This window comes from Paenibacillus sp. FSL K6-1217 (assembly GCF_045040735.1).
GTDB lineage: Bacteria > Bacillota > Bacilli > Paenibacillales > Paenibacillaceae > Paenibacillus_AQ.
The window spans coordinates 6,133,124-6,148,758 of record NZ_CP150271.1 but is presented as its reverse complement, the minus strand read 5'-3'; the positions used below and the strand labels follow the sequence as shown (position 1 = coordinate 6,148,758).

Annotated in this window: 13 protein-coding genes; 7 read left to right on the top strand and 6 right to left on the bottom strand. The window is 53.6% G+C overall.

The genetic code is table 11. The features are described from left to right. Positions 1-28 precede the first annotated feature (28 nt). Both MHH28_RS27130 and MHH28_RS27125 read left to right on the top strand, forming a co-directional pair. On the top strand, positions 29-544 hold the full coding sequence (locus MHH28_RS27130; protein ID WP_341187032.1) for a hypothetical protein: 516 nt from the start codon (positions 29-31) through the stop codon (positions 542-544). A 160-nt stretch (positions 545-704) separates the two neighbouring features. Next, on the top strand, positions 705-1,442 hold the full coding sequence (locus MHH28_RS27125; RefSeq protein WP_341187031.1) for a hypothetical protein: 738 nt from the start codon (positions 705-707) through the stop codon (positions 1,440-1,442). Positions 1,443-1,537: 95 nt separating this feature from the next. Here MHH28_RS27125 and MHH28_RS27120 read toward each other — a convergent pair whose 3' ends face one another. Then, positions 1,538-2,470 (bottom strand): DUF6612 family protein, encoded by a 933-nt coding sequence (locus tag MHH28_RS27120; RefSeq protein ID WP_341187030.1) that lies wholly within the window; start codon positions 2,468-2,470, stop codon positions 1,538-1,540. A gap of 210 nt (positions 2,471-2,680) precedes the next feature. On the opposite strand from MHH28_RS27120, the gene MHH28_RS27115 reads away from it, so the two are divergent. Continuing rightward, positions 2,681-4,138, top strand: a complete 1,458-nt coding sequence (locus tag MHH28_RS27115; protein WP_341187029.1) for an amidase family protein — start codon at positions 2,681-2,683, stop codon at positions 4,136-4,138. Between the two features lie 109 nt (positions 4,139-4,247). Here MHH28_RS27115 and MHH28_RS27110 read toward each other — a convergent pair whose 3' ends face one another. Next, entirely contained in the window at positions 4,248-4,805 is a 558-nt protein-coding gene (locus MHH28_RS27110; RefSeq protein WP_341187028.1) for a DUF1273 domain-containing protein, read from the bottom strand. A gap of 248 nt (positions 4,806-5,053) precedes the next feature. Here MHH28_RS27110 and MHH28_RS27105 point away from each other — a divergent pair, with 248 nt between their 5' ends. The 3 genes from MHH28_RS27105 to MHH28_RS27095 are packed head-to-tail and all read left to right on the top strand — an operon-like array spanning position 5,054 to position 9,030. Further along, entirely contained in the window at positions 5,054-6,721 is a 1,668-nt protein-coding gene (locus MHH28_RS27105; RefSeq protein WP_405107385.1) for a spore germination protein, read from the top strand. 28 nt (positions 6,722-6,749) lie between these two features. After that, on the top strand, positions 6,750-7,853 hold the full coding sequence (locus MHH28_RS27100; RefSeq protein ID WP_341187027.1) for a GerAB/ArcD/ProY family transporter: 1,104 nt from the start codon (positions 6,750-6,752) through the stop codon (positions 7,851-7,853). Further along, positions 7,846-9,030 carry a Ger(x)C family spore germination protein gene (locus MHH28_RS27095; protein ID WP_341187026.1) on the top strand — a complete coding sequence of 395 codons (1,185 nt, stop codon included), beginning with the start codon at positions 7,846-7,848 and terminating at the stop codon, positions 9,028-9,030. The genes MHH28_RS27100 and MHH28_RS27095 overlap by 8 nt, the downstream gene beginning before the upstream one ends. A gap of 220 nt (positions 9,031-9,250) precedes the next feature. Here MHH28_RS27095 and MHH28_RS27090 read toward each other — a convergent pair whose 3' ends face one another. After that, complete coding sequence (locus MHH28_RS27090) at positions 9,251-11,281, bottom strand: beta-galactosidase (RefSeq protein ID WP_405107382.1); 2,031 nt, start codon at positions 11,279-11,281, stop codon at positions 9,251-9,253. Positions 11,282-11,400: 119 nt separating this feature from the next. On the opposite strand from MHH28_RS27090, the gene MHH28_RS27085 reads away from it, so the two are divergent. Continuing rightward, positions 11,401-12,240: an AraC family transcriptional regulator gene (locus MHH28_RS27085; RefSeq protein WP_341187024.1), complete on the top strand. Its 840-nt coding sequence runs from the start codon at positions 11,401-11,403 to the stop codon at positions 12,238-12,240. A gap of 197 nt (positions 12,241-12,437) precedes the next feature. Here MHH28_RS27085 and MHH28_RS27080 read toward each other — a convergent pair whose 3' ends face one another. The 3 genes from MHH28_RS27080 to MHH28_RS27070 are packed head-to-tail and all read right to left on the bottom strand — an operon-like array spanning position 12,438 to position 15,516. Beyond that, complete coding sequence (locus tag MHH28_RS27080) at positions 12,438-13,742, bottom strand: extracellular solute-binding protein (RefSeq protein WP_341187022.1); 1,305 nt, start codon at positions 13,740-13,742, stop codon at positions 12,438-12,440. A gap of 59 nt (positions 13,743-13,801) precedes the next feature. After that, positions 13,802-14,635, bottom strand: a complete 834-nt coding sequence (locus MHH28_RS27075) for a carbohydrate ABC transporter permease (protein ID WP_341187021.1) — start codon at positions 14,633-14,635, stop codon at positions 13,802-13,804. Beyond that, entirely contained in the window at positions 14,635-15,516 is an 882-nt protein-coding gene (locus MHH28_RS27070) for a sugar ABC transporter permease (RefSeq protein WP_341187020.1), read from the bottom strand. Before MHH28_RS27070 ends, MHH28_RS27075 begins: the two co-directional genes overlap by 1 nt. Positions 15,517-15,635: the final 119 nt, after the last annotated feature.

The following is a 15,635-nucleotide window of genomic DNA, read 5'->3' as shown; positions in this document are numbered from 1 at the left end:
TATATTTCAAGTGAACCGGAGGCTGTCTATGCTTACTTTTGAACAGAAATTAGCAATACTCGATTCCTATCCCCAGCTGGAGGCGCGGAAGGTCTCGCTCGGACGGGTGAATTATCATCTGGAGCAGAGCCGCCATGACAAGAAGACGGTGGCTTCGCATATTCACCCTAACGGGAACGGCTTCGTCTATGCCGGGCTGCTGCGGGGCTATGAGACGGATGATAAGGGACTGGTCAATATCCGCGATTATTCGGAGGCGGCGCTGCGCGAGCTGCTGGATGCGTCCATCACTTCTCTCTTGACGTACATTCCCCAGGCCCCTGCCCCTTCCAAAAGAAAGAAAAAAGCGCAGGCAGGCGGAGCGGAAGCTGAATCGCTGTGGAAGAATGAGGATGGGCATACGCTGAGCCTGAGATTCGAGGAGGATCTGTGGTATCTCTATGCCGGACTACAGCTGGAGATGGCCTTCGAGACGTCGGCAGAAGCGGAGGAATATCTGGCTGAAGAGGGCTTTGGCCGGGTAGAGGACGGACCACTGGAATAGAATGGGCTCAGGTCCGTAAATCGACACTTATCGGCGATTTACGGGCTTTTTTGCGTGCATTACTGCATATTCCGGCAAATTTATAGAATTTACCGGTGAGTCCCCTTATACTAAAGCCAATGGCATTTTCCATAAATTTCACAAGGAGGAATCAATCACAATGAACAATCCGGAAGGCGGAGCACCCTTCACAAATCCTGAGGGGCCAAACAACCAGCCTGGGCAACCGCAGCCTCAGCGCAAGGTAACCGAGCAGTTTAATAACCTGCTCAAAGATGAACGTGTACAGCAGGCACAGGCGGTAGGCAAACAGTATTGGAGCTTCTACCTGAGAGCCGTTGCCCGCCCTTACAGTACGATGAGGGACATTCCTGCGGCCCATTTCATAAACAGCCTGATCACTATGGGACTTACCGCATTACTGACAGCTCTATATTTCCTCATCTTGTTCATCAAATGGGATGTCTCGGCCATCTTTGGCCCCGGCTTCCTGAAGCCGCTGCTGTTAACGGCAGCCGGTCTTGCCGTTGCTTGCGGAGCTGTCTATGCCGTACTCCGGCTGGAGAAGGTCAGCTTCGACTTTAAATTGCTGATTACCCGGTTGGGGACGCTGCTGGTTCCGGCCGTGGCGCTGCTGGTGCTGGCGATCCTGTCGCTCACGGTCAGCCTGTTGTCCTTCTCGACCACACTGCTTGCGCTCGCCTTCCTGTTCGTCTTCATCAGCATGAATACGGTTCTGTTTCAGTATCCGCTGAACACAGGCGGCAGCCGGGGAATCGACACCTTTTACCCGATTGCCATCGCCAATATTGTGACCGGATATATTTTCTACAAGCTGATCACCTCCGTCATTGCCGGAGCAGCCTTTGGGATGATCAGCAACTCGTTTAATCTGTAAAATGACAACGCACACCAAAACCGGCGCTGCCGTCCTTAGTAGGGGCGGCAGCGCCGGTTGCATGTGTTGCACTTGTATTCAGCTGGGTATGCCTGTTACGGAGTGGTTGGGGCAGCCGGTGCTGCCGGCATTTCAAATTCCTTGGCATCCAGTACTTCCTGCGGAATCTTGATTTCCGTAACCTTGTTATGATCGCTGATAGTCGCCTTCATATCCATATCAATCGATACAGTCTGCTCTCCGCTGGTCATATCCATGACCATGGTCACATCCGTCTTGGTTGGATAATAGGTCTTCTTATCCACCGCATAAGCGATATTCATGCTCTTGATGTTCATCTGCTCCATCATGGCAGCCATCTGCGGATCGGAACTGCCGCCCTGGTTCATATAAGTCTTCGCCAGTTCTTTGACATCATCGCCCGATACCTCTGCGGCCAGCAGGTAATTGTCGCCATCCTCGGTGACCTTCGTCTTCCCGGCGATCGCCTTGAATTGCTCCAGCTGCTTCTCAGGGCTTGCAGACTGCTTCATGGCAGTTACGACCTGCTCCGTCATCGAAGAAGGCATCTTCATCCATTGTCCGCCCACCTGGGAATAGAAGCCGTCAGCCGTAACATATTGCTCCATCTTCTGGTCGCCTTGACTGGTCTTCATATCCACTTCCTGATGCATTTGCAGCGGGTCTTTGGTGTATTGGGATTTCATTGTCATATCAGTGTCTTGTTCTGTATTCTGGTCCCCTTGTTTAATCTTAATCTTCTGCTTCACCTGCGACTCCATGGCGAAGCCCTTCAGCTCAGCTCCCGCTTCAGCCGTCTTCTGGATCAGTTCTTCCACCGTTGGAACGCCGTCTGATGTCTGTTCAGCCGGCGCTGCCGATGCAGAAGCCTCCGGAGCCGTAGTTGCAGCAGCTGAAGCTGGAGCGGTGGCAGCCCCTTCTGATGGTTTGAGCTCCTCTTTATTTCCGCAGCCAGCCAAGGCAGCAGATAGCATAACACCCATGAATACCGTAGTCCATTTCTTCAAGTTCGATTCCTCCTAATGATATCAGCAAGTAGTATTGTTAAATCTTGTGATGTATTTAACCACAGGAGCCCCCCTTTTAATCACCTGTTTAAAAGTTACATCGAAAGTCATGGTTGTCCGGGCGGTAAAAGAACACTATCAACACAGGCAAAACTGTGCTTAGATGAGGAAGAAAACTTCAAAATCCTAAAGGGAAGAAGGTGGACCCGCATGAGTTTTGAAATCGTAGAGGCTACTATAGATGAGATTGGGGCTGCACTGGATTCCGGGGAGATCACCTCCAGACAATTAGTCCTGATGTATCTGGAGCGGATAGCCGATCATGACAAAAGCGGCCTGACCGTCAACTCGGTGCTGGAGCTTAATCCGGATGCGCTGTTCATCGCTGAATCTCTGGATGCCGAGCGGCTGCATCAAGGCCCGCGCGGTCCGCTGCATGGTATACCGGTACTGCTGAAGGATAACATTAATACCGGGGATAACATGCATACCAGCGCGGGCTCGCTCGCTTTAGCGGATTCTTTTGCAGGAGAGGATGCCTTCATCGTCAGCAGGCTGCGCGAGGCCGGGGCTGTCATTATGGGCAAAGCCAACATGACGGAATTCGCCAATTTCATGACGAACGGCATGCCCTCCGGCTACAGCTCCAGGGGCGGCCAGGTGCTTAACCCATACAATATCTCCACTCCGACAGGCGGCTCCAGCGCCGGGTCTGCGGTAGCGGTGGCCTGCAACTTCTGCACGGTCTCGGTTGGAACGGAAACCTCCGGCTCCATCCTCAACCCCGGCAACCTTGGCTCCATTATCGGCATTAAGCCCACGGTTGGGCTGATCAGCCGTTCCGGCATTCTGCCGCTGTCCAGCACACAGGATACCGCCGGGCCCATGGCACGAACCGTACGGGATGCCGTCCTGCTGCTGAATGCGCTGCTCGGCCAGGATACCGGCGATGCGGCCATGGGCACGAACAGAGGTAAGGTTCATGAGGATTACACCCTCTTCCTGGATGCGGGCGGGCTTCAGGGGGCACGGATCGGAATTCCGCGGGATTATTATTTCGAGGAGCTGACAGAGGAGCAGCTTGCGCTGTTCAATGCCTCGGTGGAGAGCATGCGGGAGCTTGGAGCCACGATCATTGATCCGGCCGAGATTACAACGGCGCGGGAGATCAGCTATTCGTCCGTGGTGCTGAATGAATTCAAAACATCGCTGAACGCCTACCTCGCCCGCCTGGGTCCGGGGGCCCCAATGCGCACCCTGAAGGATATTATCGATTTCAATCATGCCCATCCGGCCGAGACGCTGAAGTTCGGGCAAGCTACCCTGCTCGATGCCGAACTTACGACCTCGGGCACCTTCACCGAGCCGCAATATCTGCGTGACCGGATGACCGATCTCAGGCTCTGCAAGGAGCAGGGAATCGATGCCACTATGCGCGAGCATCAGCTCGATGCCCTGCTGTTCCCGGCCGACTTCGGCGCCCGGATTACATCAAGAGCCGGATACCCGTCCATCGTGGTGCCGTCAGGCTATACCTCAGCCGGCGCCCCCTTCGGCGTAACCTTCTCCGCCCGGGCCTATGAAGAACCGGTGCTTATCAGACTGGCCTACGCTTACGAACAGAACTATAAGGTGCGCAAGGCACCTTCGCTCCAGAGCTTTATCTGACCACTTTCAATTCCAAGTACTCTATTCTTCTTGATACAATGCCTAATCTGCGGCTATGCCCATATGCCTGTTGCCTTCACGGGACAGGCCCCAGGTGCGCAGCCCCTTCTCAATCATAATCATGCCGATTCTCTTCATCGGCAATGCTCTGAATCTCCTCGGCATGCATCAGGTGCAGCTCATAATCGCCTTCGGCATGCAGCTTGACGACCCGCTCTTTGGTGAATTTCGCACTGCTCTCCGCTGCATCCTCGTCGTAGAACAACAGAATCCCGTCGCTTTTGCGCAGCAGCAGATCATCTCTGGCCTTGAACTGCCAGCTCCCGTCATAGGGGGCATTGCTTACGGCTCCGTAGTAGTCGGCACCGGCCACAATCCGGCGGTATTCATTCTGCTTCTCCTCCTTCCATTTCTCCTCCGGTGAGGCATGTGCGGTGATAATACCCAGCTTAAGTCCCGGGTATTGCTGCTTCAGCTCCAGCACAACCTCGCAAGCCCACAGATCAACACCGTATTGTCCCGGAGTGATGACCCATTCCAGCCCGTCCTCCACCAGCGGGATAATCCGGTTTGCGAGTGCTTTTTTGATATAGGGAATGCCCGGGTGCTTGCTGTCATAAATGCCGAGCTCATGGGCCCGGTAGCCTGTGACCAGTAAGGTTCTCATGCGCTGCCTCTTTCCTGATTGCTTCATTCCTGCTGCCTTAAACAGCCTGTTCTATTATGAATTATATACCACTTCTATCAATTATCCTTCTACTTCACTTTGATATGCCGCCCTGCTTATAGATAATCGCCCAAACTGTCTCTGCCAGAACTTTTTTCCTCCAGAATGAGTAAAATCAATTAAACTTTGGGAAACTTCATAAGCACAGATATTCTGTCAACACGGATGTTCAATTCTTACGGCTGGGGATGATCACACTGTTCGCTACCATTATATCGTTTGTACCCGGCTGGGCAGTCTTTGGACAGGCGGGTGCGGCTCTGCTTGTTCCATTGTTCCTTAGATTTATATATAGATCGCTCTACCGGTTCGTAGGAAGCGGGCGGGGGCAGATTGGCTATGGTACCAAAACCGCCCGCCAGTCACAGCCGCCGGTTCCAGCGCATTCTGACGCGCCACGCCCGGCTTCCTTCAGCGGCAACTATAATACAGACCTGCTTGCAGTGAAGGCTGCCATCGGAGGCAACAGCGATGTGCATTTCAGAGAATTCACGATTGCGAATGCCGGAGCCCGGGCTGTGCTTATCCATATTAACGGCATGCAGAATGACCGGGTGCTGAATATGAAGATTATGCAGTTTCTGATGTACGGCCTGCCCGCCGGACCTGTGGCTTCCGCAGACATTACAGACCGGCTGCTACCCTTCAGTGAGCTTAAGGAAGAGGCTGCTATAGACAATTTCAATAAACTTCTTCTCTTCGGACACGGCGGCCTGCTGATTGAAGGCCTGCCCTGCGGGCTCCTGATAGAGCTGCCCGGATCTGCTAACCGCACGATTGGCGAGCCAGTCTCCGAAGCACTGCTCCGCGGGCCCCGGCTGGGCTTCTCCGAGGTGCTCAGCGAGAATACGGCCATGCTCCGCCGCCAGGGCCTGAGCGATCAGCTTGAGATGAAAACTTACCGGGCAGGCAACACGATTGAACGGGACATTGTGCTCGCCTATATGAAGGATATCGTCAATCCCGACCTGCTGGAGGAGGTCCAGAACCGGATCTGCAAAATCGACTTTGATTTCCTGGCCGAATCCGGTTATATCGAGCAGCTGATTGAGGATAATTATCTTAGTCCCTTCCAGCAGCTCCAGAATACAGAACGGCCGGACAGAGTCATCAGCGCCCTGCTGGAAGGACGGGTTGCCATTCTGCTGGACGGCACGCCCTTCGTGCTCATCGCACCGGTGACCTTCAGTATGCTCCTGCAGTCGCCCGAAGACTATTATGAGCGCTGGCTTCCGGGCACCCTGCTGCGGATGCTGCGGTTCGCCGCCTCCTTCCTTGCCTTGCTGGCTCCGGCCCTGTACATCTCGTTCATCTCCTATCATCCGGGACTGATTCCTACGGAGCTTGCGATTACGATCATCAAGACCCGGCAGGGCGTACCCTTCCCTTCACTGATTGAAGTGCTGATTCTGGAGGTCTCCATCGAGATCCTGCGCGAAGCCGGTATCCGGCTGCCGAAGCCGATCGGTCCGGCGATGGGGATCGTCGGCGGTCTGATTATCGGCGATGCTGCGGTACAGGCGGGTATTGTCAGTCCGTTCCTGGTTATTGTGGTTGCCGTGACTGCCATCTCTTCCTTCTCCATTCCCATGTACAGCGCGGGGATCACACTGCGGCTGCTGCGCTTCGCTGGCATGCTGTTTGCGTCAGTGCTGGGGATGTACGGTACCATTCTGTTCTTCCTGCTGATCTGCTGCCATCTGAGCAAGCTCAAGAGCTTCGGCGTACCTTATCTGTCGCCGATCTCCCCTTTCCGGCTCAGTGACTGGAAGGATCTGTTCCTGCGCGCTCCGATGGCTCTGATGAAACGCAGACCTCTCATGATGAAGACCCGGCAGAACAAACGAAAGTCATAACCGCGCCTGCGCGTAAGGAGGACGTATCATGTTCATACGCACTGATGACAAAATCACTGCTGCACAAACGGCCATTTTCTTGAACAATACGCTGCTGGGCGCGGGAATTCTCACGCTACCGCGCAGTGTAAGCGAGAGTGTCAAAACTCCGGATGCCTGGATTTCCGTCCTGCTGGGCGGAGCGATTGTGATGCTCGCTGTACTTGTCATGGTGAAGATCAGCCAGCAGTTCCCGGGGCAAACCGTCTTCCAGTATTCCCGCCGGCTCACCGGCCGGTTCATCGGTGGAATCTTGTCCCTGCTGCTCATTCTGTATTTCGTCACTATCGCCGGCTTTGAGATCCGCACCCTGGCCGAGGTCACCCTGTTCTTCCTGCTGGAAGGGACCCCCATCTGGGCGGTTATTCTGCCTTTCCTCTGGCTGAGCACCTATCTGGTATGCGGAGGAATCAATTCTATTGCCCGTGTCTATACCATTGTGTTTCCGATCAGTGTTATGATTCTGCTGATCTCCTTCGTGCTCAGTCTGCGGATATTTGATCCCGAGCATCTGCGGCCTGTACTCGGCAATGGAGTAGCTCCCGTATTCGCAGGACTGAAATCCACAGTGCTTGTATTCACGGGCTGCGAAGTTACTATGACGCTCGTAGCGTTCATGCAGGACCCTAAGCAAGCTGTCAAAGCTATCCTTGGAGGGATGGCCATTCTGACGGCAATCTACCTCCTGACTGTTATTATAGTCATCGGCGGGATTTCTATCGGTTCCGCCAGAACCAGCACCTGGCCCACCATCGACCTGATGCGCAGCTTTGAGGTGCCGGGATTTTTCTTCGAGCGGATGGAATTCCCGTTCATGGTCATCTGGCTGATGCAGATGTTCTGCAACTTCAGCAGTTTCTTCTTCCAGGCCTCGCTGGGCATTTCACAGATCTTCAAGCTTAAGGTCCATCCGATTATTTATGCCTTGGTTCCGCTCCTGTTCATCTCGGCGATGGTGCCGAAGTCCTTAAGCGACCTGTTTGCACTTGGGGATGCCATCGGCAGGATGGGCGCGGTGCTGTTCCTGCTCGTGCCTGTCCTGCTCTCGATAGTGTGGCTCATCCGGACGAAGGGGTTGAAGCAGCGTGTGTAGACGAATTCTGGTACTGCTGTGCAGCCTGCTGATCCTTGCTACACAGACCTCCTGCTGGAGCAGCAAGGAGATTGAGGATCTGGCCCTATACTCAGGGCTGGCTCTGGATAGTGCGGAGCTGTCGCCCACAGAGCAGAAGCTGGAGGAGCAAGGCGCGACTTATACCAAGCGGAATAAGATTACAGCTACGGTTCAGGTGGTTCCGGCTAATTCGGTAGGTGGCGCAGAGAATACGAACAGCAACCAAGCCCCTTATCTGAATGTAACAGGAACCGGAGACTCTGTGCTGGAGATCTTCCGGCAGTACTCCATCCTGCGTGACCGGCCGATTATCGGGCATCACCTCAAGGTAATTGTCGTGTCCACCGAGCTGCTCAAGCAGCAGAGCATGAACCAGTTAATGGATTTTGTGCTTCGGGACAATGATATCCGCCCCAGTACGATGGTATTCATCAGCCAGGGCCGGGCGGAGGATACGATGATTTCCCAGCAAAAGAGTGTCATCCCTTCCTTTCACATCAGAGATATGCTGCGTAATCAGAAGAGAACCAGCAAGGTGCTCGACCCGGTTATTTTATCCAAGCTGGATTCCTTCATGTACTCCAAACGCAGTTATGCGCTGCAGAACCTGGTGTCGGCGAACGGCGAGGTTGAATTCTCTGGAGCCGGGGTGATCAAGGGAGGTACCGGGCGCTGGGTGGGAGCGCTGAATCAGGAGGATACCGAATGCCTGTCCTGGCTGACCAACAGGGGGCAGAGCGGTGTCATCAAAACCTATGATTGGAGCAATGAGCCGATAACCTATGAACTCAAGGCCATGAAAACTAAAATCACTGCCAAAGTAGACGATGACCATCTGTCCTTCGATGTCAAGATTTCAACGGAGGGACGGCTAAGTGAGACCTGGAACGTCGAGGAATACCCTGCGGCCACTCATCTCCCCCAAAAAGCAGAACAGCTGTTCAAAAAACGGCTGGAGCAGATGATGCAGAGCCTGTTCCACAAGGTACAGTCCGATTACAAAGCAGATGCCATCGGATTCTCAAGCATGCTCAAGATTCAGAAACCCGCCCTATGGCGCAAGCTGGAGGATAACTGGGATGAGGTGTTCAGCCGGACTCCCATCCATCTTGAGGTTGATTTGAAGATTACGGACTTCGGTTCCTTTACGTCATAACACAAGCAAGATCAACTTAAGCGCTTGGATGGACGCTGCGTGAACGGAAAAAGGTTCTTCAATTATACTCAGTGAGTCTATTCGTCTCTTCAAACCGGCAACGACCCAACTTTCGTACGCCCATAATCTATTGAAGCAAGCAGCAATGGACCAGAAACTAGAAAGCAGCGATTCTCCTATTACGGGAGAATCGCTGCTTTTTTAACGTAGGTGCAGCCAATTACGGTTTGTCTGACAAAATCAGCACTCCACGGCCGGGAACTACAGTGGAACCGCTGAACTTCTGGCCGGTAAGCAGATCGGTCCGTTCGCCGGTGCCGATGTCCGCACTAAGCTCCCCGGCGGTATGGTTCAGCAGGAACAGGTAGGATACGCCATCCTTCACCCGCCGGACAGACTCGATCCCCTCCGGTGCGCTGACCAGCGGGGCAATGCCGTTATCCCCGCACAGGTTAGCCAGGAATCCGCGCAGGAAGGCGGCATCGGGGCTTGTGGCCACATAATAGGCTTTGCCTGCGCCGAAGCTGTTCACAGTCAGGGCCGGCATCCCTTTGTAGAAGTCAGTGCCATACTCGGCCAGTACTTCTGCGCCTTCGGTATGAATCAGGTCACAGAGCAGATCACAGCCATAGGAACGGTTCAGTGCTCCCCATTCCTTGTTCATCACGATCTCGTTGCTCATGCCCGGCAGCAGGGCGTCGATCTCCTCTGCCCAGATGCCGAGAACCTTGCGCAGCTCTCCAGGGTAACCGCCAACCGTGACCAGATCATTCTCATTCACTATGCCGCTGAAATAAGTCGTAATGAAGGTTCCGCCGGCCTGAACGAAGGCTTCGACCTTCTCGGCAAACCCCGGCTTCACCATATACAGCACCGGTGCAATGACAACCTTGTATTTCGACAGGTCCTCTTCCACGCCGATCATATCCGCTTCGATATTCTGCTGATAAAGCGCATCATAATATTTATGAACCTCATTCACATAATTCAGCGCAACAGACGGGCCGCTGGAGAGGTCAAGAGCCCACCGGTTCTCCCAGTCGTAGATAATCCCGATCTGCGCCGCGCTGCGTGCATCCAGCAGCTCATCGCCAAGCTGCTCCAGCTCCCGGCCAAGCTCGGCACATTCACGGAATACCCGGGTATGCTCATGCCCCACATGCTCAATCACCGCTCCGTGATACTTCTCGCAGGCTCCGATGGACCTGCGGAGCTGGAAGAACAGCACGGTGTCTGCACCGCGCGCTACCGCCTGATAGCTCCACAGGCGCATGACGCCGGGACGCTTCAGCGTATTGTAGGGCTGCCAGTTCTGCTGGCTCGGCGTCTGCTCCATCAGCATGAACGGCTGGCCGTTCTTCAGGCCGCGCATCAGATCATGCGTCATGGCCGTGTGGCTGACCGGCGTGTCCAGGGACGGGTAGTTGTCCCAGGAGATCACATCGAGATATTTGGCCCACTTGAAATAATCCAGCTCCGGGTAGAAGCCCATCAGATTGGTCGTAACCGGGATATCCGTGCTGTGCTGCTTAATGGCCTCATACTCAAGGATATAGCATTCCAGCAGGCTATCCGACATGAATCTGCGGTAGTCCAGGGAAATCCCCTGGAAGTTCGTCCGGTTGCCGTTCCACTCTTCACTAAGCTCATTCGGGACTACGATTTCCTCCCAATCATAGAAGGTATGGCCCCAGAACCGGGTATTCCAGGCTCTGTTGAGCGCTTCCAGCGTACCGTAACGCTTCTTCAGCCAGACCCGGAAAGCAGCCTCGGACTGCTCGGAGTAATCATATCCGCCATATTCATTGGAGATATGCCAGGCCATCAGGCCCGGATGATCCTTATAGCGTTCAGCCAGCTTGCCTGCCAGCAATGTTGCATATTTGCGGTACACTGCACTGTTCGGATTGGAGTTGTGGCGTCCGCCGAATTTACGCTTCCTGCCCTGGACATCCACGCGCGTAACCTCAGGATAACGGTGGGCCATCCAGGCCGGATGCGCACCTGTACCGGTAGCCAGACATACATAGGTTCCATTCTTATATAAGCGGTCGATTAACTCATCCAGACCGGTGAAATCGTACGTATCCTCAGACGGCTGGATCAACGCCCAGGAGAACACGTTAATGGTGGCAACGTCAATTCCCGCCAGCTTGAACATCCGCTCGTCCTCAGCCCATACCGGGGCATCCCATTGCTCCGGGTTATAATCTCCACCGTACCATATCTTAGGTAACTTCTCGTTGATCACACTTAGCACATCCTTTATAGTATAAGTATATTCTTATTTTAAGATCTATCCGGGTCACTATAAATATAATATTAATGAATTTGAGTATAATAATATGGAACAACAGGAGTGAAGCAGCAATGTCAGTGGATGCCGTCCGCAGAATCGTATTCGCCCAGGAGAGCGGCCAGTTGCTCCCCATTACGCTAGACAGTATGGGCTATAACCCCGATCAGGAGAAAGTCTCCCGCCCGCAAGGCTATCACACCTATCACTGGCTGCAGACCGCATCCGGCGGAGGAATTATTCACTTCGACAATAAGAAGCTCACCCTCACCGGAGACAGCGGCATTCTGCTGATGCCGGGTACACCGCATCGTTATGAATCTCTCTCCTCCGAGGTGGCGTGGCGCACCTATTATCTCACCTTCGGCGGGACCTCAGCCCGGTATATTCTGGATTCGCTCGGGATGAATACCAGCCTGTTCTACCGCTGGGAGAGTGAGGCTCCGCTGCGCATGATGCTGAAGGAGATGCTGGACCGCCACGATGCTTCAAGCGACATGTTCAGCCTGGGAGAATCCAGCGATGCCTACCGGTTCCTGCTGACTCTGAACAAATACGGACAGCTGCATAATAACACGGCGATCTCCCGTAATGTAGACAAGCTGCAGCCGCTGCTGAAATGGATGGACAACCATTACGGCGATCCCGAAATAGGCCTGAACGATCTCGCTTCGCAGCTTGGGGTGTCCGGGAGATATCTGAACAGCCTGTTCCTGCAGACCTTCGGCCTCTCGCCCTATGCTTATTTCGTACGGCTGCGTATCCGCAAGAGCAAGGAGCTGCTGGTTGCTAAGCCTGGGCTAACCGTCAAGGCCATCTCACAGCAGGTCGGCTTCCGCGACGTCAGCCATTTCGTGGCCACCTTCCGCAAGCAGTCGGCGGTCACGCCGGAGCAGTTCAGGAAGCTGCACTAGCCATAGCCGTCTCTCCCGTCTCTCCCGTCTCTCTGGTATCTCTACTCTCTCCCGTCTCTTCCCGCTCTTGCTCCGCAGCTCCGCCGCAACACCTGACCTGTCCGCCGCTTCGGGGCCCAACCGGAAAGAACGCTCCCGCCCACCTCATATGCAGAGATAGACGGAAGCGTCCGGGCCGATCCATTTGAATCTATTTGTTATTTCTTCAGCTTATCCCAGGCAGCCTGCATACTCTTTTCCCAGCCTGCTTCATCAACTTTGCCGGCGATCAGCTCTTGAATGGAGCTGGCGAATTCCTGAGTGACACCATCCGGGAATTTGGACGCCTGCAGTCCGTATACCTTGTCTTCTTTTACATAATTCCAGACATCCGCACCCAGGAGACCGATATCTTCAGGGGTTGCCGGAATGGTCGACAGCGCAGGAATGAACTTCCATTTCTTAACGATATACTCTTTACCCATATCCGAAGTCACCAGCCAGTTCAGGAACGTCTTGGCTTCTTCCTTGGAGCCGGATTCCTTGTTGACTACCAGGTTCGCAGGAACGCCCACCGACAGCTTATCGTTCATCGCCGCATCGTCGTTGATTGGCATCGGGAACATCCCGATGTTCATGTCCGGCGTAATGTTATCTACCAGCGTCTGTGCCCAGTTGCCTTCCTGCATCATAGCCGTTTCGCCCTTGGCGAACAGCGCCAGGTGAGTGTTAGCATCGGTGGTCAGCGGATTCTTCTGGCCGTATTTTACCGTCAGGTTCAGCAGATTGCTCCAATCCTTGAACTTCTCATTTCCTACAATGGATGCAGTTCCGTCGTTCAGGCCCTTGATGAATTCATCCACATTATCCTGCTGTGCAAAAGCTACGCTAATCCCCTGAATCCCCAGCAGCCACCATTCCTGATAGGCGTTGCCGAACGGAGTTACGCCAATCGCCTGCAGCTTTTTAGCTGCTTCTTCAAGCTGTGAAATGGTTTTGGGCGTCTCTGTAATCCCGGCCTTGGCGAACAGGTCCTTGTTGTACACATAACCGATTCCTTCAAGGTTCATTGGCATCCCGTAGGTTTTGCCGTCCTTGGTCATAGGCTCTGCTGCAAGTGGAATCAGATCCTTCACCCAAGGCTGGTCAGACAGGTCTTCCAGTTTGTCTGCCCACAGTGCCATTTCGGCATACCCGCCGTTACTGAAAATATCAGGAGCATCGCCGGAAGCGAACTTCGTCTTCAGGGCTGCACCGTAGTCTGCGCCGCCGCCGACCGTCTGGATATCCAGCTTAATGTTCGGATGCTCCTTCTCGAATTCCACCTTCAGCTCATTGAGGCCTTCCACAATCTCTGTCTTGAACTGGAAAATCTTAACCGTCTTCACGGCTCCGCTGTTGCCAGCGCTTCCATTCGAAGTATTATTTGAGGCAGACTTATCGGCATTGCCGCCGCAAGCCGCGAGCACTACTGACATTAGCATTACGGATGACATCATCAGTGCAGAATGTTTCTTCTTCATTAGATATTTCCCCCTTGAATAATTTAACTGCTTCTTATGTGGAACGGGAGCCCGGTGAATTAACCCTTCACCGAGCCGGCCGCTATTCCCTCAACAATGTAACGCTGCATGAACAGATAGAAGATGACGATTGGGGCAATCCCGATGGTCAGGGCCGGAAGCGCCATATCCCACTGCTTCGTATATTGGCCGAAGAAGGAGAAGGTCGCCAGCGGAATCGTCCGCAGTTCAGGTGCCTGAAGAATCAGGGACGGCAACAGATAGTCATTCCAGATCCCCAGCGCATTCAGCACGATAATGGTCATCAGCATCGGCTTCAGCAGGGGCAATACAATCCGGAAGAACGCCGAGATCGGGTTGCAGCCATCCACCGTAGCCGCCTCTTCAATCTCCAGCGGTACCGACTTGATGAAGCCGTGGAACAGGAAGATCGCCATCGGAATGCTGAGGCCCAGATGGGAGATAATGAGACCTGTGAAGGAGTTGTTCACGCCCAGGACATTCACAACCTTCAGGATCGGAATCATAATGGTCTGGAACGGAACCACCATCGCCGCTACCATCAGCAGCAGCAGAATCTGGTTGAACCGGGTATTGGCACGCACCATGCGGTACGCCGCCATCGCGCTGAACAGCGAGATGAGCGTTACACTGATGATCGTAATGATCAGCGAGTTGCGGAAGGCCTCGGAGAACCGGGCCAGCTTCCACGCATTCGCATAGTTCTCCCACATGAAGCTCTGCGGCCAGCTGGCCGCATCGCTCAGAATCTCGCCGAAGGATTTCACCGAGTTCGCCAGCAGGAAGTAGAACGGAGAGAGGAACAGAAGCGCCAGCAGGATCATAATTACTTCAATCCCGATATTCCATCTGTTTTTGGTCTTGGCATTCATTAAGCTTCTACCTCCTTACTCTTCGTTATACGGACCTGAATGACAGTGATCAGCGCTACAATGAGGAAGAATAACAGCGCCTTTGCCGTACCCAGACCATAACGGTTGTTCAGGAAGGCTTCGTTATAGATGTTCATCGCTACAGATTCCGTCGATTTGAACGGTCCGCCTTTGGTCAGCGAGAGGTTCAGGTCGAACATCTTGAAGGACCAGGAGATCGCCAGGAACAGTCCGATCGTAACCGCAGGCATAATCAGCGGCAAGATGATGTTGCGCAGCACCTGCATCCGCGAGGCGCCGTCAATCTCGGCAGCTTCCAGCACTTCCTTGGAGACATTGCTGAGCGAAGCGATGTAGATGACCATCAGATAGCCGGAGGACTGCCAGATGAATACCATGACAATCGCCCAGAAGCCGGTGGTCGCATCCCCGAGCCAGGGAAGGTTGAAGAAGGACAGGCCTGTAAGGTCACCCATGGTGGCGAAGCCTTTGATGAAGATGAACTGCCAGATGAACCCCAGCAGCAGACCCCCGATCACATTCGGCATGAAAAATATGGTCCGGAGCATATTGCGTGTCTTCAAAGGTTTGGTCAGCAGATAGGCCAGGAAGAAGCCTACTATGTTGGTCAATATCACACCCAGCACGGTGAACCTCACGGTAAACCAGAAGGATGACCAGAAATCGCGATCATTCGTAAAAATACTTTTAAAATTCTCAAAGCCGACCCAGCTCACATTACCTGATACGCCGTTCCAGTCTGTGAAGGAGTAGTACATCCCCATCAGAAACGGAATAATCATGATCAAGGTAAAAAACAATAATGCCGGGCCAACGAAAAATACCTGCTGACCGAACTGGGACAATTTATTGCCGCGCATGTTATGGCCCCCCTTTCTTTTACTCACTCACTTGTTTATGATCTAAAGATATTATCTGTTTTTTGCAGAGCCGCTTACACCTACGCAAGTGATCTTTAGGGTGTAAAATATTGACCTGG